The following is a 16827-nucleotide window of genomic DNA, read 5'->3' on the forward strand; positions in this document are numbered from 1 at the left end:
ACCAGGCAGGCGGATCGGACCGGTCAATCAACGTGCGGCAGCGCGCGCCGGCACGGCCCAGCCCGGCCGGCTCTCGCGTTCGGTGTCGACGATGATCAGATAGCGTCCAGCGCCATTTGCTGGCGTCCTGCCGGGTTGCAGCACCCACGGCGGCGCGATCAGATCGGCCGCGAGCTCGTAGTCGGCGTCCAGCAATCCGTAGCTGTCGAGCAAGCGGTTCAGGGTTGCCGGAATGCGGATGCAGCCTTTGGATTGCGGCGTTCCCAGCTTGGACTCCAGCAGGACGGGATCGGTCGCGTGCATCTGCAGGCGCATCGTGCTGACGCCGCCATTGCCCCATCCCCGCAATGCCTGCTGCCAGCCGAAGTCATAGACCCGCATGCCCTTGGCGCCGTAGCCCAGGATGCCATTCGCGTTCTTCGTGCCCTGGGCGCGGAAGTCCGGATTGGCCAAGGTATGCGGGTACACGCCCGTGGGCGTTTCAAAGTGATCGAACTGGCCGATCCTGCCGGTAGACACCGGCGCCGCGCCCACATGGACGGGCATGCCGATGGCGGGCAGCCAAAAGAGGAAGACCGCCTGTACCTTTGGATTGCGGTCGACCACGAGGGCGTACTGGGGGCCCAATAGGCCGAGCCCCGCTTCCTTGAGCATCCCCAGCGCCAGGCTTGCATAGCGGATCTGCTCGTCGGCCGGAACCGTCAGCGCGGGCGCAACGCGCAGCGCAAAGGTCTGCATGACGTCCTGCGGCGTGACCTGAGCCGGTACCGGGCTGGTCATCATCGCCGACAGGACGGCGCACCACACGGCAGCCCGGGCGGTGGCGGGGCCATGGCCCGATCTCCCAACGGAACTCGGCTTGTTTTTCATGGTGTCTCCGGCGCTTTCGCGTACCAGGCCGCGGGCCTGGCCATGCAAGCATGATCGCGCGGCTGCCGCGGACGCGATTGACGCCGGTCAATCTCTCTTCCAATTGCGACGTCCGTGCCGGCCAGGATGCGGCACGCGTGCGAAGGATCGTTCGACCAAGCCCCACCGCAAGGGCCGCCGGTCAGCGTCGAATTCGTGATTTTGGTCAACAAGCGCTTGCCAGACAGGTTCAAGATGAAACCCATGAAGACAAGCGTCCTCGCCGTGTTGCTTCACCTGATTCTGGCTCTGCTGCCGGCTAGCGCCGCGCTCGGACAGCCGGCGGATTCGTTGATGCCGGTACCGCCCGGCCTGTTGAACCGCGTTGATCAGGAAGCCGAGGCCACGCTGTCGCGGCTCTATCGTCTGTCGCCCGCGGCCAAGGCGCTGGTTGGCCGGTCATTTGGCGTGCTGGTCGTGCCGGCCTTGCACGCCGACGGAAGCATCCTGGGGATGGCCTATGGGCGCGGTGTACTGATCGACGCCGCCGAGGGGCGCTATTACTACAACGTCATCGCCAGTCCGCCGGGCTCGGTGCTTGGGCTGAACGACAAGGCGCTGATCCTGGTCTTCTCGTCCTATGCGGCCCTGCGCGGGTTCCAGGCCGGGCCGGGGTGGGAAGAGGGCGCCAGCGGAACCATCCAGATCCTGGACGAAACCGTCATGGCCGCGCGCGAGCTGGTCGTCGAACCGATCGCGGGCTTCATCCTGTCGGCAACCGAACTGGTTCGAGGCCTGTCGCTCCAGGGCATGCTGTTCGTCAAGGTCCCGGTTTACATGTGCGCCGATGAAGCCGATGCCTGCCGCGGAAAAACCGGAATTCCCTTCCAACCTTGATGCTCTCGGCCATGTATAGACGGATTCTCATACCGATTGACGGCAGCTCGACCTCTGAATCGGGGTTGGATGAGGCAATACGCCTGGCCTTTCTCCATGACGGTGTCATTCGGCTGATCTGTATCGTCCAGCCTCGGCCGTCGTCCGGCGCGCTAGGCGCAAATTGCTATTTCCCGGCGGAAATTCAGGCGCTATTGTTTGAGCATGCCGCCGAACTGCTGCGCAATGCGGCAACAAAGGTGCGCGCCAACTGCATTGCCGTCGATAGCGCGCTCGTCGAAGCAGGCGAACGCTCGTTCGAGGAATGCCTGGCGGCCGAGGCCCGGGCCTGGGAGGCCGATCTGATCGTGATCGGGGCGCACCGGTCGCGCGACGTGCGCAGGATGCCGATGGCCAGCCCGGCCCCGAACCTGCCGCGCGGCGTGGCCGTCCCCTTGCTGCTCGTGCGCGAGGCTGCGCCAAAGGCCGTTCAACCACTCGTCAACAGTTGGAGGTAGGGCATGAATACCACCATGAAAGCAGTCGTCTTTGCCAGCCCGGGCCGCATTGAAATACGCGAAAAACGCATTCCGGACGTCGGGCCCAATGACGCGTTGATCAAGATCACCACCACCACCATTTGCGGCACGGATATCCACATTCTCAAGGGCGAGTATCCGGTGCAGCCGGGCCTGACGATCGGCCATGAACCCGTCGGCGTCATCGAAAAGCTGGGAAGCGCCGTGACGGGTTATTCCGAGGGCCAGCGCGTGATCGCCGGCGCGATCTGCCCGAATTTCAATTCCTACGCCGCGCAGGATGGTGCGCCTTCGCAGGACGGCAGCTATCTGGTGGCCAGTGGCATGTGCGGATGTCACGGCTACCGCGCCACCGCGGGGTGGCGCTTCGGCAACATGATCGATGGCGCCCAAGCCGAATACCTGCTGGTTCCCGACGCGCAGGCCAATCTCGCGCCCGTGCCAGACGGCCTGAGCGACGAGCAGGTGCTGATGTGCCCGGACATCATGTCCACCGGATTCAAGGGCGCCGAAAACGCCAACATCCGCATTGGCGACACGGTCGCCGTGTTTGCGCAGGGCCCGATCGGACTGTGCGCGGCGGCGGGCGCCCGGTTGCTGGGCGCCACCACGGTCATCGGCGTGGACGGCAATGCGCGGCGTCTGGAAATATCTCGCCAGTGGGGCGCCGATATCGTCCTGAACTTCCATGATTGCGACGTCGTCGAGGAAATCCTGCGTCTCACTGGCGGCAAAGGCGTGGACTCGGCCATCGAAGCGCTGGGCCAGCAAAGCACCTTTGAATCTGCCCTGCGCGTATTGAAGCCGGGAGGCACGTTGTCCAGTCTGGGCGTCTATTCCGCCGACTTGAAGATCCCGGTATCCGCGTTTGCCGCCGGTCTGGGCGACCACAAGATCAACACGGCGCTCTGCCCGGGCGGCAAAGAGCGCATGCGCCGGCTGATGAACGTGTTGCAGTCGGGCCGCCTGGATCTCGCAAAAATGGTCACGCATCGCTTTGCGCTGGACCAGATCGAGGACGCGTACGACCTGTTCGCCAATCAGCGGGATAACGTGCTGAAGGTTGCGATCCGGCCGGGGGCCTGATTCCTCTACAAGCAGCCCCGGCGGCGCCGTGGCGCGCCTGGGCGGCCGTCGTGGCGGGCCGCATCCTCGGCTGGCCTGGCCAGGTGCTGGTTGCGCGCGCACTTCAACGTAATCGCCAACCCACGGAAAATTCGCAGCAACTTTCCGCCAGTTCGGCCACGCTCTCGCAAAACGCCACGTCCGCATCCCGGCGGAACATCGCGCTGTACACCGATTGCGGCGGCGCCACGCTGGTGCGCGCAATGACGAGCTGCCGCGTGCTGACCATCTCGGCAAAATAGTCGCGCGGCAGGCAGCTCACGCCAAAGCCCGCGGCGGTCAACCCGGCCATCGCGATCAAGCTGTTGATGGTGAAAATGTTGCTTTGCGCCGTGTGGGGGCGCAGCCATTCGTCATAGATCATGTTCAGGCCGGACTCGCGGCTCTGACGCAGCAGCGGCAGGCGGGCGATGTCGGCCGGCGTGTAGACGTGGCTCGTGTCGATCAGGTCGGGACTGCCCATCCACGCAAATTCCAGGCGCTGCAACGCCACGACCTGCAGGTTCGGCTCGGCGAATTCGCCGTGCAGAAAGGCCATGTCCAGCTGCCCGGCCAGCAGCCGCTTGTGCAGGTCGCCGCCCAGATCGATATGGGGCTCCAGCGTGATGCGCGGATAGTGGACGCGCAGCAGACGGATGAGCGCGGGAAGCCAGGTCATCGCGGTGATCTCCGTGATGCCGAAGCGGAAGGTGCCCGTCAGGGTGTGCTGCCCCTTCAGGCGCGCCAGCAGGCGGTCGCGGTGACCCAGCATCTGCTCGGCCAGCGCGTAGATCTCGTGACCCCGGGCCGTCAGCTCGGCGCGGTGGCCCGACCGGTCAAAGAGCGCGATGTCGAAATCGGCTTCCAGCTCCTGGATGCGCTTGGTGATTGCCGATTGCGTGGTGTGCAGCTTCTGCGCAGACGCGGAAAACGTGCCTAGCCGCACCGTCCAATAGAGCGCCTCGATTTGCTTGAAAGTCAGCATGCGGCGCCCATGAGATCGGCAGAGTTCATTCCGAATTTTCCCTTAAGGGGTAACCCCTATATTCTGAAAAGTGATGAAGTTCGCTGAAATTTAATCCCTTTTTCGGAATCGCAAAAGCTCGCACCATTCGCTCTGACTTAATTCCTGCCGACCGGATCCGCTTCAAAAAGCCGGAGAACGAGCGGCCTTCGATTCAGGACAAGCAGATCGTCATGGCTACCATTTCCACCGGCGCACGCATACTGCCGGCTTCTCCCGTCGCGCCCGCCGCCATCCTGCAAGCGCTTGCAGGCATCGTCACGCCGCATCTGAGCGACAACCTTGCGCGGCGCGAGGGCATCACCGGGCTGCGGCGCTACAACCGAGCGGGCAAGCTCGTGGGCACGGCGCTGACCGTCAAGACCCGCCCCGGCGACAACCTCATGATCTACAAGGCCATGCTGCAGATCCAGCCGGGCCACGTACTGGTGGTGGACGCCGGCGGCGATCTGTCCAACGCCGTGCTCGGCGAAATCATGAAGCGCTATCTGCAGATCCACGGCTGCGCGGGCGTGGTCGTCGACGGCGCCATCCGCGACGTGGCAGCGTTCGAAGCCGACAGTTTCCCTTGCTACGCGCGCGGCCACATCCACCGCGGTCCCTACAAAGACGGTCCCGGCGAAGTCAATGTGCCCGTCTCGATCGGCGGTCAGGTCATCAATCCCGGCGATATTCTGGTGGGCGACGAAGATGGGCTGGTCAGCTTTGCCGCGTCGGACGCCGACGCGCTGATTGCCGCGGCCCATGCGCACGCCGACAAGGAAGCGCGCATCATGGCCGAAATCGCCACCGGCGAGAAAACGCAGAGCTGGATGCAGGCCGCGTTTGCGGCAAAGGGGCTGGCATGAACGCCGTCACCCCCGAATTCCTGGCGCAACGCGCGCGCGCCATCAAGCCTTCGCCCAGCATGATGGCCAAGAGCCGCGTGGATCAACTACGCGCTCAGGGCCGCGACATCATCGATTTCACGGTGGGCGAGCCGGATCTGCCCACACCTGCCCACATCGTGCAGGCCGGCATCGACGCGCTGAACAGCGGCGACATTCGCTACACCGCGTCGGTCGGCGCCAAGCCGCTGCTTGAAGCGGTGCGCGCCAAGTTCCGCCACGAGAACGGACTGGACTACGGCCTGGACGAACTGATCGTCGGCGTGGGCGCCAAGCAATTGATCTTCACCGCGCTGGCCGCCACTGTGCAGGCCGGCGACGAAGTCATCATTCCGGCGCCGTACTGGGTGTCCTATCCCGATATGGTCCTGGTCAACGACGGCACGCCGGTCGTGGTGGCCTGCCCGGAGGCCGACGGATTCAAGCTGACCCCCGACGCGCTCGAGCGCGTCATCACGCCGCGCACCAAGTGGCTGCTGTTGAACACGCCCAGCAATCCGACTGGCGCGATGTACGGCGCCGACGAGCTGCGCGCGTTGGCGCAGGTGCTGGCGCGTCATCCGCAGGTCTGGCTCCTGACCGACGAAATCTACGAGCACCTGGCCTATGGCGGCGAGGGCCACGCGTCGCCCGCGGCCGTCGAGCCGGCGTTGGCCGCGCGCACGTTGACGATCAACGGCGTCTCCAAAGCCTACGCAATGACCGGCTGGCGCCTGGGGTACGCAGGCGGCCCGAAGGCGTTGATCAAGGCCATGGCCACCCTGATTTCGCAGAGCACCAGCTGCGTCAGCGCCATCAGCCAGTCGGCCGCGCGTGTTGCGCTGACGGCCGACCAGCAATGCGTGCGCGATGCCGCGGCCCTGTTCCACGACCGGCGCGACCGCATTGTGGCGCTGCTCAACGAGGTGCCCGGCATCCGTTGCCCGGTTCCCCAAGGCGCGTTCTACGTATATCCGTCGGTCGAAGGCCTGCTTGGCAAGACGACGCCCAACGGCCGCAAGCTGGAAAGCGACCTGGACGTCGTGATGTTCCTGCTGGACGAGGCCGGCGTCGCGGGCCTGGACGGCGCGGCCTACGGACTGTCGCCTTACCTGCGGCTCAGTTTCGCGACGTCGATGGAAAACATCGAAGAAGGCTGCCGCCGCATCCGCGAAGCCTGCGCCCGGCTGGCCTGAAAACCGGATTTTTAAGTAGCACCCATACCTACACATCAAGGGAATCCCATGAAGACGTTCATCTCCTCCTTCGTTGCCATCGTCGGCCTGGCGGCCACGCTGGCGCCCGCCGCCAATGCCGACACGCTGCAGGACATCAAGGCCCGCGGCAAATTCATCTGCGGCACCATGGGCACCGCCGAGCCGTTCAGCTTCCAGGATCCCAAAACGCGCGGCATCGTCGGCTACGAAGTGGATGTCTGCCAGGCGCTGGCCGACAGCCTGGGCGTGCCGCTGGAGCTCAAGCTGATCGCCGTCGAGGCGCGCATTCCCGAACTGATCGCCGGCCGTGTGGACGTCGTGGCCGCCAACCTGGGGTGGTCGCCCGAACGCGCCAAGCAGATCGATTACTCGCACCAGCACTTCGTGAGCCCGCAGAAGATCCTGTCGCGCGAGTCGGACAAGGACCTGAAGGCGCCGGCCGACCTGGCGGGCAAGCGGGTCAGCGCGGTGCGCGGATCGTCATCGGAGCAAGGTGCGCGCAAGAACATCCCGAACGTCGATCCCGTGACGTTCAAGGATCCCAGCGGCGCGTTCCTGGCGCTGCAGCAGGGCAAGGTGAGCGGCTTTGTCGGGTCCGAACTGATGCTGGTCAAGCTGCAACACCAGGCCGCATCCAGCGCGGTGCCCGTCAAGATCCTGGAGCCGGCGCTGTTCATCGAACCGTGGGGCGTCGGTGTGCGCAAGGGCGACACGGCGATGCTGAACCAGGTGAACAAGGTGCTGGACGGCATGGAGGCGTCCGGACAGGCCGCCAAGACCTTCGACAAGTGGTTCGGCCCCGGCACGCAGTTCAACATCAAGCGCGACTTCCGCATCGAAGAAATCAAGGGTTGACGCGCCAAGCGTCCTGGAGCCTGGTTCGATGCACTACATCTTCGACTTTGGCGCCATTTTCCAGGGCGAGTATCCGGACTGGCTGCTCAGGGGGTTGATCACCACCCTGGCGCTGGCCGGGCTTGCCTGGATCCTGGCGTTCGTTGTGGGCAGCCTGTTGGCGGTGATCCGCCTGACGGGCTCGCCCATTGCCAATGGGTTGATCGCGACGTACGTCGCGTTCCACCGCAACGTGCCCATGCTGGTGCACATCATGTTCTGGTATTTCGGTGTGCCGGCCTTGCTGCCGGCCCCCGTCACGGACTGGCTCAACAGCCACGGCAGCGAATTCATCCTGTCGTGCATCGCGATCGGGCTGGTGATGTCCGCGTATGTCTGCGAAGACCTGCGCAGTGCGGTGCGGGGCATTCCGCCCGGCCAGGTAGAGGCCGCGCGCGCGCTGGGCCTGAGTTTTCTGAAGACCATGCGCAAAGTCGTGCTGCCCCAGGCTTTTCGCATCGCCATTCCGCCACTCTTGAATCAGACCCTGCTGCTGCTCAAGAACACCAGCCTGGCGATGGCCATCGGCGTCACCGAACTGACGGCGGCCGCGCGCGAGATCGAGAACAACACTTTCCGCACGTTCGAGGCCTACGCGGTCGTGACGGTGATCTACCTCTTGCTCTCGTTCGTCATCATGGGCGGGGGCGCAATGCTGCAACGACGCTATCGTCCGCTGGGAGTCCGCTGACATGTGGGACATACTCAAAGACAATTGGCTGCTGCTTCTGATCGGCCAATATCCGCATGGACCCATCGGCGGGCTGGTGGCCACGCTGGGCCTGGCCGCGATCAGTCTTGCCTTGGCGCTGCCGTGCGGCGTGCTGCTGGCGCTGGGCCGCATCAGCCCCTATCGCATCTTTTATTGGCCTTCGTCGGCCGTGGTCTACCTGGTGCGCGGCCTGCCGCTGCTGATGTTCATCTTCTGGGCGTATTTTTTCGTGCCCCTGATCATCGGCCGTCCCGTGGCTGGCACGACGACCATGGTGGTCGCGCTGGTCTGCTACGAAAGCGCCTATCTGGCCGAGATCATCCGCGCCGGCATCCAGGCGCTGCCGCCCGGTCAGCAGGAAGCCAGCCGCGCGCTGGGCTTGTCCTACATGCAGACGATGCGCCGGGTCATCCTGCCGCAGGCGCTCTACAACATGCTGCCCAGCATGCTGAGCCAGTTCGTGTCCACGGTAAAGGAGACGTCGTTGGCCTACGTGATCAGCGTGCAAGAGCTGACCTACGCCGCCAACCAGATCAACAGCGTCCTGCTGACCAAGCCCTTTGAAGTCTTCGGGCTGCTTGCGCTGACCTATTTCGTCCTGAATTTTGGCCTGAGTCTTTTGGTGCACCTGACCGAACGCCGCATTGGCCGCCGGCGCGCCGGACCTGCGCCTACCCAGAAAGTGGTGCCCACATGATCCGATTTTCCGAAGTGCAGAAGTGGTATGGCGATTATCAGGCGCTGGCCGACGTGACCGCGCAGGTCGCCCGGGGCGAGGTCGTGGTGGTGTGCGGACCCTCCGGGTCCGGCAAATCCACGCTGATCCGCACCGTCAATCGGCTGGAGCCCATCCAGAAAGGGGTGATCGAAGTCGACGGCAAGGACATCTACGGCAAGGACGTGCACCTGGACGCATTGCGCAGCCATATTGGCTTTGTGTTCCAGCAGTTCAATCTCTTCCCGCATCTGTCCGTGATGGAAAACCTGATGCTGGCGCCGCTGCAACTGAAGCGCGCCCGCCGCCCAGAAGCGCGCGAGCGCGCGATGCAACTGCTGGAACGCGTGGGTCTTGCGCACAAGGCCGATGCCTTCCCCGCGCAACTGTCCGGCGGCCAGCAGCAGCGCGTTGCCATTGCGCGCGCCCTGGCCATGAGCCCGCCCGTCATGCTGTTTGACGAGCCCACCAGCGCGCTCGACCCGGAAATGGTGGGCGAAGTGCTGCAGGTGATGAAAGGCTTGGCAAAGGACGGCATGACGATGGTCTGCGTGACGCACGAGATGGGCTTCGCCCGGGAAGTGGCCGATCGCGTCTGGTTCATGGACGCCGGCCGCATCGTCGAAACCGGCACCCCGGACGCGTTCTTCAACCGGCCGCAAACGGCCCGGGCGCAGAAATTCCTGGCGGAAATCCGGCACTGAAGCCTGAGGTTGCCGTGCGGCGGGCGTTACTATCGCCAGACCACAAGCCGCAAGGAAGGGAATGAATCAGAAGCCGCGCACGACCAAACGCCGCCGCATTCCGCGCAAGGTCTGGGCCCTGGGTCTGGCCATCGCCGCAGGCGCGGCGGTTTATGCCTGGCATGAATCCCCGCTGGGTCCGGGCCTGACCGAAAGCAAGATACACAAGATCCTGGTCGACGCCATGGCGACGCCCACCAACGCGCCGGGCAGCGCCTGCGTCAACGTGGTGGGTGTGCGTCCCTTGCCGACGGATGTCTATACCGTCTTCCTGCAAGAGCAGGACAAGATCGTGCAAGGGCTGATCAAACACCAGCTCATCACGGTCAAGCGCGTCAGCGCCGACGGCGACGGTTCACCGCCCAAACCGGGCGAGAAACCCGAAGACGCCACCAGCCACATGACGCTGACCGAAAAAGGCCGCGCGTACTACACGGACGGAGAGGCGCACATCGGTTCCAAAGTGCTCTACACCGCGAAGTTCTGCGCGCCCGGCCTGCAAGTGGGCAAGATCCTCAACTACACCAAGCCGGGCAAGAATCCCTTCGACGACAACCCCAACGCGGTTTCGGCGGTCAAGTTCGAATGGCGGCTGGATCGCGCCACCGCGGATTGGGCGGCGGACCCCGCCTTCTATCCTCAGATAAGCGGCTTTCCCCCCAAGGACCAGCCGGACGAATGGCAGACCCGCCACATCATGCTGGAACGAAAAGACGGCGTATGGGGGCTGGGAGACAGGCCCTACACGATTCGCTGGTAAGCGGGCCGGCACCCAGGGCGGGGCGGCCTATTGACGTGCCAGCAGCCTTGGCAAGCACGCTTGCCTTCAGGCGGCAGACAACGTTTTCGCTTTAAGGTGTCGTTTGCAAGCCATTAAGGAGGCCATGCCATGACACCCGCAACAGACACCGCAATCGCCATCGTTGGTCCAGGCGCCATCGGCACAACGGTTGCCGCCGCGCTGCATCAGGCCGGCCGTACGCCGCTCTTGTGCGGCCGCACGCCCCGGGACCGGCTGACGCTCCTGGATGGCGATCGCCGCGTTGACGTTCCCGGCCCTGTACTGACGGATCCGGGTCAGGCCGGCCGCAAGATGGACCTCGTTTTCCTCGCGGTCAAGGCGACGCAGACCGAGGCTGCATCGGGATGGCTCGCGGCATTGTGCCGGCCAGATACCGTGGTCTGCGTGTTGCAGAATGGCGTCGAGCAATTGGAAGCGGTTGCAACGCATGCGCCACCCGCGCGGATCATCCCCGCTGTGGTGTGGTTCCCCGCTCAGGCGCAAGCCGACGGCTCGGTACGCTTGCGCGGGGATGCGCGCCTGAGCCTGCCCGACATGCCGGCCGCTCACGTGGTGGCCGAGGCGCTGCAGGGGACTCAGTGCGCAGTGGATATCAGCGACGATTTCCAGTCTGTGGCTTGGCGCAAGCTGCTGCAAAACGCAGTCGCTGGCCTCATGGCCCTCACGCATCGCCGCGCGGGCATGTTTGCCCGGCCGGACATCGCCAAGCTCTCCTTGGCGTATTTGCAAGAGTGCCTGTCTGTCGCGCGCGCGGAAGGCGCAAAACTGGGGGACGAGGTCCCGCAGGAAATCCTCGCCAAGTTTCAAGCCGCGTCCCCCGACCTGAGCACGTCCATCCTGACGGACCGCGAAGCCGGCCGGCAACTGGAATGGGAGATACGAAACGGCGTGATCTCGCGTCGTGCACAGGCCCATGGCCTATCCACGCCGATCAGCGACATCATCGTGCCCTTGCTGGCTGCGGCGAGCGACGGGCCGGGTTGAACGTGGCCTGGGCGGCCAGAGTTCGCGCCAACGATCAACGCGGTCCGAGACTTTCGCGAATGTCCGACGACGCTGTAGACCAGCGCATTCCCATACCACGCCACTCGCCACGGTGTTCATGCCGTCAGTTTGCGCTGCTGCGAGCGGGAAAAAGGAAGCGCGAGTCAGGTGTACGGCGCGCGGCTTTCGCGGCTCGGTCGAGTTCACGGCCATGCGCTTCATCCGTGCTGCTACGCGCTTTCGCGGCTGCGGCGACGGGGCCGACCCTGTCCGGCGCAACGAATGCGGCTGCGCTCATCTGCTCTGCAACGACCGGCGGGACGCCCGCCGCGTACCGGTACGCTTGCTGAGGCAAGAGGCCCTGTATCGTGCCGAGGTCATTGGCCGCGTTCGTGCGCGCCTGCTGTTTGGACATTTCTTCTTGGGCGGCCCGGTTTGCCGCCTGCGCATGCGCCACTTGCCTGGCCTGCTGCGCGTGATAGGCCTCGATGGCGAGTTTCAGGCAATGCGCCGTGTACGCCTCGCCCAGCGGATTGATGGCAGAGCGAGTCTTGGTAACGGGTTCGATGGGCAGCTTGGGGGTTGAGGCTATAGCCTCCGATGCGGCGTTACGCACGGCCGGTAGCGGTATGAACCGCGGCGCCTGTGATCGCGCCGCACGCTCTGTGTGCGTCTGGGCGCGCAGGCGCTCAACACGGTAAGGATCGCTGGCGTCGTCGGCGCGGGCCGGCGCCAGCGGGTTTAGGGCAGCTAAGCGCAAGAGAGCTCCTGGTTCAGGCGTCTTAAAGTGCATTGGTGGTTGGGACGGCTACGACCGCTGTCCGAGGACGCGCCGCTGCGATCGAATCCAGATCAACTGGGACACGGCCCCCACGACAAATACAGCCAGCCATCCCGCCAGCGCACTGCGAACCAAGTGAGATTGCGGCCCGTCGGCAAGCGGATGGGACACGGGAAGTCGCGTCAACGTTTCCGCGATTCCTGGGACCCACAGCAGGAAGAAACTGAATGAGTACCCCAATTGCGACAGATAAGGCCGCGCACGCAAAAGCAATGACGTGCGCGAGATGAGCAGGGCGGCTGACACCGACAGCAGGGCCAGGATGCCGAGCGCATGTCCGGCGTTGAACCCGCCGGAGCTGGACAGCCCAAATGATGTCAGGACGGCGGCCACCAAGCCGCCTAGATATAGCTTGCCGGCGCGAGTGGCTGCATTGATTTCGCGATAGCGTGCAAAGCTGTACAGCCCGGCTATAGCGGCTGCCAGACTGATAAGGGTGTGGGTGACGCCGAGCGCGGAAATGGGGTGTGGCATGGCAATGGTCCTTGTGGTTTATGGATGAGGGTTCATCACGAGACAGGCTGCATGGCTGCGGCAGCATTGGGCGAATGAACCAACTAGTTGGTCGGTTATGGGCGCAAAAAAAGGGCACACACCGGGGTGCGCGCCATGGTTGTGTCAGGGGGGGTTGGTCAGTTGACGGAGGGCAGCCCGCGAAATGGCCGCGAATGCCTGGGGGTCTCCACACGCTCGCGCAGTCAGCATGGCGCCGTACACGGTGGACATGAAGGCTTGGGCTTCGGCCTGCACGTTGTCACGGAGCTGAAATTGCCCTTTTGCCGCGCCGCTCTCGAGCACTGCCGCGATCCAGGCGGCCAACTCACCGAAATAAGCGCGCACCTCGTCCGCGATCGTCGTGGGAATCATGGGCAGTTCCGCCGCCAGCATCGCGCAGATACAAAGGGGCATCGTGCCCTCGCGGATGCACTGGGCCCAATACTCGGTGTAGGCCGTCAAGCGGCCGAGCGGATCAAGAACCCGCTGGTCCAGTGCCGCCAAGCCTTCTCGCGACTGACTTCGGTGCTGGACAACGACGGTGAGGACCAGGTCCGCCTTGCTGGGGAAGTGGTGGTGAATACTGGGTTTGCCAATGCGGACCCGTTCGGATATGTCGGCATAGCTAAACCCGTGGTAACCCCCCGCAGCAAGCAGTTGCTTGGCCTGTTCGACGATTTCGGCGGCACGTGGGGACAGCTCGAGGCTCATTTGGGTGGGACCTTGAAAAGGACGGCGTGCAGGGTGAAAGAGGCGCGTCCTTGGACGACTGCCGACCAATCTACTAGTTGGACGGTAGAGTGTCAAGATTTCGTTGGCCAGCCCATTGAGAGAAGGTATTCCGCGTCCAGCTCAATGGCCGCAGGAAGCGTTCAAGGCGTGGGAATGATGGAATTCGATAGCATCGCGTCGGCGATATCCAGCATTACCCGCAAGCGATCCATGTGGCGCAGGTCCTGGTGGTAGCCAACCCATATATCCCGCGTAGGCGGCTGATCCGGCGTGTCCAGGCGCTGCAATCCGGAAACTGCATCGCCCAGCGGCCTTGGCAGTACGGCGATGCCTACGCCCCGCAAGCACATCTGCGCCTGCACCGAGCGATTCGTGCTGGTAAACGCGCGCCGGCAGTGCGGAAACCTTTCCAGCACCCAAGCCACATCGGGGAAATGCGACTGTGCGGTGTTCATCAGAATGACACCCACGGATGCGGGGTTGTCCTGCAAGGCCTGGGCGGTCGCCGCCGACGCATACACCCCATATGACATGCGCATCAGACGGCGCTGGACGATATCCGGTTCGCTGAACGGCACGATGCGAAAGGCCACGTCGGCCTCCCGCCGTGAGAGATCGAGCAAGCGATGGCTGGCAATCACTTCCGGCACGACAGCGGGATGGCGGTGTGTCAACTCGACCAGGACCGGCGCCAGGACATAGCCGGCGAACCAATCCGCTGAAGAGATTCGCAGGATGCCTTCAAGACGCTGGTCGTTGCCGGTCAGACGCCTTTCCATGGATAGCGCGGAATCCTCCATGGACTCCGCCAGCGCCCGCACAGTGTCACCGGCATCCGTGAGCACCAGGCCATCCTTTGTTCTCCGAAAGAGCGCCTGCTTGGCTTCCTCCTCAAGCACCTTGATTCGGCGACCCACTGTCGGATGACTCACGTTCAGCGCACGGGCTGCGCCGCCCAAGGATCCGCTGCGAGCGACCGCTAGAAAGATGCGAACGTCGTTCCAATCCATGCCCGTCCCACCGTACAAAAATGTACGGAAAATATACATTGATGTCAGTGGTGGAACAATATTGTTCAGAGCATCATGCGCTTCATGAAATGTCCTGGCGAACCTTCGCGCCCACGCTCAGGCACATCTGATTTGGAGCCTCAAGCTATGAATGTTCAACCCCGGCACGTCGCAGGCGCGCTCGAAGCCGCGCTGGCGTCATCCGAACACGCCGCTGGGAAACCAGCCCCTGACCCCCGTCGCTGGCTCGCTTTGGCCGTCCTGTTGACCGGCACACTGCTGCCACCTTTGGACTTCTTCGTGGTCAACGTGGCGCTACCTGCGATCAGGACGGACCTGCAAGCTTCTTCCGACGTCTCGCAATTGGTGATATCGGTGTATGCCGCTGCCTACGCCGTCACATTGATCTTGGGCGGTCGTCTGGGTGATCTGTATGGCCGCAAGCGGGTATTTATCGCTGGCATGCTCGGATTTGGCGTCGCGTCGGCGTTGTGCGGCCTGGCGCCGTCACCGGGCGTGCTTGTCACCGGCCGGCTGCTGCAAGGGATATCTGCAGCGGTCATGGCGCCGCAATCGTTGGCATCGATCCACGCCATGTTTCCGCCAAGTGAGAAGAATCGCGCGCTCAGCCGATACGGCGCGACCTTTGGCTTGGCCTCCGTGGGCGGCCAATTGCTCGGCGGAGTGCTGGTTTCCACCAGTCCTTGGGGATTGGGGTGGCGCAGTGTGTTCTTGATCAACCTTCCGATCATCATCGTTGCCATTCCAGCCGCAACAAAGTTGCTGCGCGAAAGTCGCGCCGAACATTCGCCCCGCTTGGACGTACGGGGGGCGGTGCTGCTGGCGATGGGCTTGCTGGCGCTCGTGGTGCCACTGATCGAAGGGCAGCAACATCGATGGCCGTGGTGGTGCATCGTGCCGCTGGCGTTGAGCATGCCGTTGTTATGGCGCTTCTGGCAGCACGAAAAGGCAGAGGAGAGCGCCGGCAGAACGCCGCTGGTTCTGCCATCGCTTCTTGCCGGGCGCGGGTTGCGACGCAGTCTGGCATCCACGTTCCTCTTCTATGCGCTCGCCGCGTTCTTCCTGGTATTCGCCGTGTACGAACACGCCGGCCTGGGGCACGATGCGTTGACAGCCGGCCTGGCCATCCTGCCGCTTGGCGTCGGGTTTTTCCTTGGCCCTTTTTGCAGCCCGCACATCGCTCGGCGAATGGGCTCACGAACCGCCGGCGTTGGCATGGTCATGGAGGTGCTCGGTCTGGTCATGGTCGCAGCGCTGGCGTTGGCCGGTGCGTCGTCGTGGTTGACGTTGCCCTTGTTTCTGATTGGCGCAGGACAAGGTATCGCCCTACCTGCGCTCGTGCGCCTGAACGTGGACCATGTGGAAACACGCTGGGCCGGTCTGGCCTCGGGTTTGGTAAACGCCACCTTGCAGATCAGCGCCGCAGTGAGTGTTGCCTTGTTCGGTGGCCTATTCATCGCGATCGCCCCGGATGGGGCAAGCGCTCAGGACGTTCAGCGTGGGTTTGCCGTGGCTTCATTGGCGATAGGCGCGTCGCTGGCGCTGGCCGCAGCACTAAGTTGGAGACGCCAAGAACCATGAGAATTCGACATTCCTTTTGCATCGTGGATGCATGCTTTCAAGAGAACACGCCGTCATGAACAATGCCTTGAAAAATCCCTTGCCTGGTCTCGCCCATAAACGCGCGCTTGTAACGGGCGCGGCGCGTGGCATCGGCGCGGCCATCGCGCTCAAGCTGGCCGAAGAAGGCGCGGACATTGCTATCACGTACGAAAAATCGGTTGAGAAGGCCGAGGCGCTGGTTGCCGAAATTCGCGCCCTCGGCCGCGAAGCTATCGCCATCCAAGCCGATGCGGCAAGCCCCGATGCCGTGAAGGCCGCGGTTGCGCGCACCGCGGAAGAACTTGGAGGGCTGGACATCCTTGTCAACAACGCTGGCGTTTTGATCTCAGGCCCATTCTCCGAACAATCGCTCGAGCAGATAAGCCGGCAACTGAACGTCAACGTGCGAGGCGTATTCATGACCACCCAGGCCGCGCTGAAATATCTTCCCGATGGCGGCCGCATCATCACGATTGGCAGCAATGCCGGCCTGTCTGTGCCATTCGCGGGCATCGCGGTCTATGCGGCGACCAAGTCGGCGATGGAGAGCTTCACCCGTGGGCTGGCGCGTGAGCTGGGTCACCGTCACATCACCGTTAACCTGGTTCGTCCTGGCCCCATCGACACGGACATGAACCCCGCCGAAGGTCATCTCGCCGCCTCCATCCTGCCAAGTCTGTCTATTGCCCGCTACGGAAAGACCCGAGAGGTCGCCGAAGCCGTCGCCTTCCTGGCGGGACCTGGCGCTGCTTATGTCACCGGGTCGGGAATCCTCGTCGATGGCGGCATAAGCGCGTGATA

19 protein-coding genes are annotated in these 16827 nt (G+C 63.8%); 13 read left to right on the plus strand and 6 right to left on the minus strand.

Annotated features, from left to right (window positions below):
* Positions 1-27: 27 nt before the first annotated feature.
* Positions 28-870, minus strand: coding sequence for a L,D-transpeptidase (locus ASD87_RS14765; protein WP_056322927.1), 843 nt, complete (start codon positions 868-870; stop codon positions 28-30).
* A gap of 243 nt (positions 871-1113) precedes the next feature.
* Here ASD87_RS14765 and ASD87_RS14770 point away from each other — a divergent pair, with 243 nt between their 5' ends.
* Genes ASD87_RS14770 through ASD87_RS14780 form a run of 3 tightly spaced genes read left to right on the plus strand, consistent with a single transcriptional unit; the run spans position 1114 to position 3350 of the window.
* Positions 1114-1746: a hypothetical protein gene (locus ASD87_RS14770; RefSeq protein ID WP_056324522.1), complete on the plus strand. Its 633-nt coding sequence runs from the start codon at positions 1114-1116 to the stop codon at positions 1744-1746.
* Complete coding sequence (locus ASD87_RS14775) at positions 1746-2243, plus strand: universal stress protein (RefSeq protein ID WP_056322930.1); 498 nt, start codon at positions 1746-1748, stop codon at positions 2241-2243. The genes ASD87_RS14770 and ASD87_RS14775 overlap by 1 nt, the downstream gene beginning before the upstream one ends.
* 3 nt (positions 2244-2246) lie before the next feature.
* The gene (locus ASD87_RS14780; RefSeq protein WP_056322931.1) at positions 2247-3350 is read left to right on the plus strand and encodes an NAD(P)-dependent alcohol dehydrogenase; all 1104 of its coding nucleotides are present in this window, start codon (positions 2247-2249) and stop codon (positions 3348-3350) included.
* A 103-nt stretch (positions 3351-3453) separates the two neighbouring features.
* Here the strand turns inward: ASD87_RS14780 and ASD87_RS14785 are convergent, their stop codons facing one another.
* The gene (locus ASD87_RS14785; RefSeq protein WP_056322933.1) at positions 3454-4353 is read right to left on the minus strand and encodes a LysR family transcriptional regulator; all 900 of its coding nucleotides are present in this window, start codon (positions 4351-4353) and stop codon (positions 3454-3456) included.
* Positions 4354-4565: 212 nt separating this feature from the next.
* On the opposite strand from ASD87_RS14785, the gene ASD87_RS14790 reads away from it, so the two are divergent.
* From ASD87_RS14790 to ASD87_RS14825, 8 genes are all read left to right on the plus strand, one after another.
* Positions 4566-5240, plus strand: a complete 675-nt coding sequence (locus ASD87_RS14790) for an RraA family protein (protein WP_056322936.1) — start codon at positions 4566-4568, stop codon at positions 5238-5240.
* Positions 5237-6454, plus strand: a complete 1218-nt coding sequence (locus ASD87_RS14795) for an aminotransferase class I/II-fold pyridoxal phosphate-dependent enzyme (protein WP_056322938.1) — start codon at positions 5237-5239, stop codon at positions 6452-6454. The genes ASD87_RS14790 and ASD87_RS14795 overlap by 4 nt, the downstream gene beginning before the upstream one ends.
* Before the next feature lie 48 nt (positions 6455-6502).
* Entirely contained in the window at positions 6503-7330 is an 828-nt protein-coding gene (locus ASD87_RS14800) for an ABC transporter substrate-binding protein (protein ID WP_056322942.1), read from the plus strand.
* A 28-nt stretch (positions 7331-7358) separates the two neighbouring features.
* Positions 7359-8060 carry an amino acid ABC transporter permease gene (locus tag ASD87_RS14805; RefSeq protein ID WP_056322945.1) on the plus strand — a complete coding sequence of 234 codons (702 nt, stop codon included), beginning with the start codon at positions 7359-7361 and terminating at the stop codon, positions 8058-8060.
* Position 8061: 1 nt separating this feature from the next.
* Complete coding sequence (locus ASD87_RS14810) at positions 8062-8778, plus strand: amino acid ABC transporter permease (protein WP_056322947.1); 717 nt, start codon at positions 8062-8064, stop codon at positions 8776-8778.
* Positions 8775-9500 (plus strand): amino acid ABC transporter ATP-binding protein, encoded by a 726-nt coding sequence (locus ASD87_RS14815; RefSeq protein ID WP_056322950.1) that lies wholly within the window; start codon positions 8775-8777, stop codon positions 9498-9500. The genes ASD87_RS14810 and ASD87_RS14815 overlap by 4 nt, the downstream gene beginning before the upstream one ends.
* A gap of 61 nt (positions 9501-9561) precedes the next feature.
* Positions 9562-10299, plus strand: coding sequence for a hypothetical protein (locus ASD87_RS14820; protein ID WP_056322952.1), 738 nt, complete (start codon positions 9562-9564; stop codon positions 10297-10299).
* Between the two features lie 129 nt (positions 10300-10428).
* A complete protein-coding gene (locus ASD87_RS14825) occupies positions 10429-11325 on the plus strand; it encodes an oxidoreductase (protein WP_056322954.1) in 897 nt (298 codons plus the stop codon).
* A 124-nt stretch (positions 11326-11449) separates the two neighbouring features.
* Here ASD87_RS14825 and ASD87_RS14830 read toward each other — a convergent pair whose 3' ends face one another.
* From ASD87_RS14830 to ASD87_RS14845, 4 genes are all read right to left on the minus strand, one after another.
* Positions 11450-12085, minus strand: coding sequence for a hypothetical protein (locus ASD87_RS14830; protein ID WP_175236381.1), 636 nt, complete (start codon positions 12083-12085; stop codon positions 11450-11452).
* Positions 12086-12133: 48 nt separating this feature from the next.
* On the minus strand, positions 12134-12640 hold the full coding sequence (locus ASD87_RS14835) for a hypothetical protein (protein WP_056322956.1): 507 nt from the start codon (positions 12638-12640) through the stop codon (positions 12134-12136).
* Between the two features lie 144 nt (positions 12641-12784).
* Positions 12785-13372: a TetR/AcrR family transcriptional regulator gene (locus tag ASD87_RS14840; protein ID WP_056322958.1), complete on the minus strand. Its 588-nt coding sequence runs from the start codon at positions 13370-13372 to the stop codon at positions 12785-12787.
* Between the two features lie 161 nt (positions 13373-13533).
* The gene (locus ASD87_RS14845) at positions 13534-14403 is read right to left on the minus strand and encodes a LysR family transcriptional regulator (protein ID WP_056324524.1); all 870 of its coding nucleotides are present in this window, start codon (positions 14401-14403) and stop codon (positions 13534-13536) included.
* A gap of 147 nt (positions 14404-14550) precedes the next feature.
* Between ASD87_RS14845 and ASD87_RS14850 the strand changes: the two genes are divergently transcribed.
* Both ASD87_RS14850 and ASD87_RS14855 read left to right on the plus strand, forming a co-directional pair.
* The gene (locus ASD87_RS14850; RefSeq protein ID WP_082586292.1) at positions 14551-16005 is read left to right on the plus strand and encodes an MFS transporter; all 1455 of its coding nucleotides are present in this window, start codon (positions 14551-14553) and stop codon (positions 16003-16005) included.
* 79 nt (positions 16006-16084) lie between these two features.
* Positions 16085-16825, plus strand: coding sequence for an SDR family NAD(P)-dependent oxidoreductase (locus ASD87_RS14855; protein WP_369818552.1), 741 nt, complete (start codon positions 16085-16087; stop codon positions 16823-16825).
* Positions 16826-16827 lie beyond the last annotated feature (2 nt).

This window comes from Achromobacter sp. Root170, assembly GCF_001428165.1.
GTDB lineage: Bacteria > Pseudomonadota > Gammaproteobacteria > Burkholderiales > Burkholderiaceae_B > Achromobacter > Achromobacter mucicolens.

Excerpts from the sequence above, each read along its gene's own strand:
- ASD87_RS14790 (WP_056322936.1), top strand. The coding sequence starts at position 4,566 with ATGGCTACCATTTCCACCGGCGCACGCATACTGCCGGCTTCTCCCGTC.
- ASD87_RS14780 (WP_056322931.1), top strand. The coding sequence starts at position 2,247 with ATGAATACCACCATGAAAGCAGTCGTCTTTGCCAGCCCGGGCCGCATT.
- ASD87_RS14765 (WP_056322927.1), bottom strand. The coding sequence starts at position 870 with ATGAAAAACAAGCCGAGTTCCGTTGGGAGATCGGGCCATGGCCCCGCC.
- ASD87_RS14820 (WP_056322952.1), top strand. The coding sequence starts at position 9,562 with ATGAATCAGAAGCCGCGCACGACCAAACGCCGCCGCATTCCGCGCAAG.
- ASD87_RS14840 (WP_056322958.1), bottom strand. The coding sequence starts at position 13,372 with ATGAGCCTCGAGCTGTCCCCACGTGCCGCCGAAATCGTCGAACAGGCC.
- ASD87_RS14795 (WP_056322938.1), top strand. The coding sequence starts at position 5,237 with ATGAACGCCGTCACCCCCGAATTCCTGGCGCAACGCGCGCGCGCCATC.
- ASD87_RS14835 (WP_056322956.1), bottom strand. The coding sequence starts at position 12,640 with ATGCCACACCCCATTTCCGCGCTCGGCGTCACCCACACCCTTATCAGT.
- ASD87_RS14805 (WP_056322945.1), top strand. The coding sequence starts at position 7,359 with ATGCACTACATCTTCGACTTTGGCGCCATTTTCCAGGGCGAGTATCCG.
- ASD87_RS14845 (WP_056324524.1), bottom strand. The coding sequence starts at position 14,403 with ATGGATTGGAACGACGTTCGCATCTTTCTAGCGGTCGCTCGCAGCGGA.
- ASD87_RS14800 (WP_056322942.1), top strand. The coding sequence starts at position 6,503 with ATGAAGACGTTCATCTCCTCCTTCGTTGCCATCGTCGGCCTGGCGGCC.
- ASD87_RS14850 (WP_082586292.1), top strand. The coding sequence starts at position 14,551 with ATGAATGTTCAACCCCGGCACGTCGCAGGCGCGCTCGAAGCCGCGCTG.
- ASD87_RS14775 (WP_056322930.1), top strand. The coding sequence starts at position 1,746 with ATGCTCTCGGCCATGTATAGACGGATTCTCATACCGATTGACGGCAGC.
- ASD87_RS14785 (WP_056322933.1), bottom strand. The coding sequence starts at position 4,353 with ATGCTGACTTTCAAGCAAATCGAGGCGCTCTATTGGACGGTGCGGCTA.
- ASD87_RS14825 (WP_056322954.1), top strand. The coding sequence starts at position 10,429 with ATGACACCCGCAACAGACACCGCAATCGCCATCGTTGGTCCAGGCGCC.
- ASD87_RS14770 (WP_056324522.1), top strand. The coding sequence starts at position 1,114 with ATGAAGACAAGCGTCCTCGCCGTGTTGCTTCACCTGATTCTGGCTCTG.
- ASD87_RS14815 (WP_056322950.1), top strand. The coding sequence starts at position 8,775 with ATGATCCGATTTTCCGAAGTGCAGAAGTGGTATGGCGATTATCAGGCG.
- ASD87_RS14810 (WP_056322947.1), top strand. The coding sequence starts at position 8,062 with ATGTGGGACATACTCAAAGACAATTGGCTGCTGCTTCTGATCGGCCAA.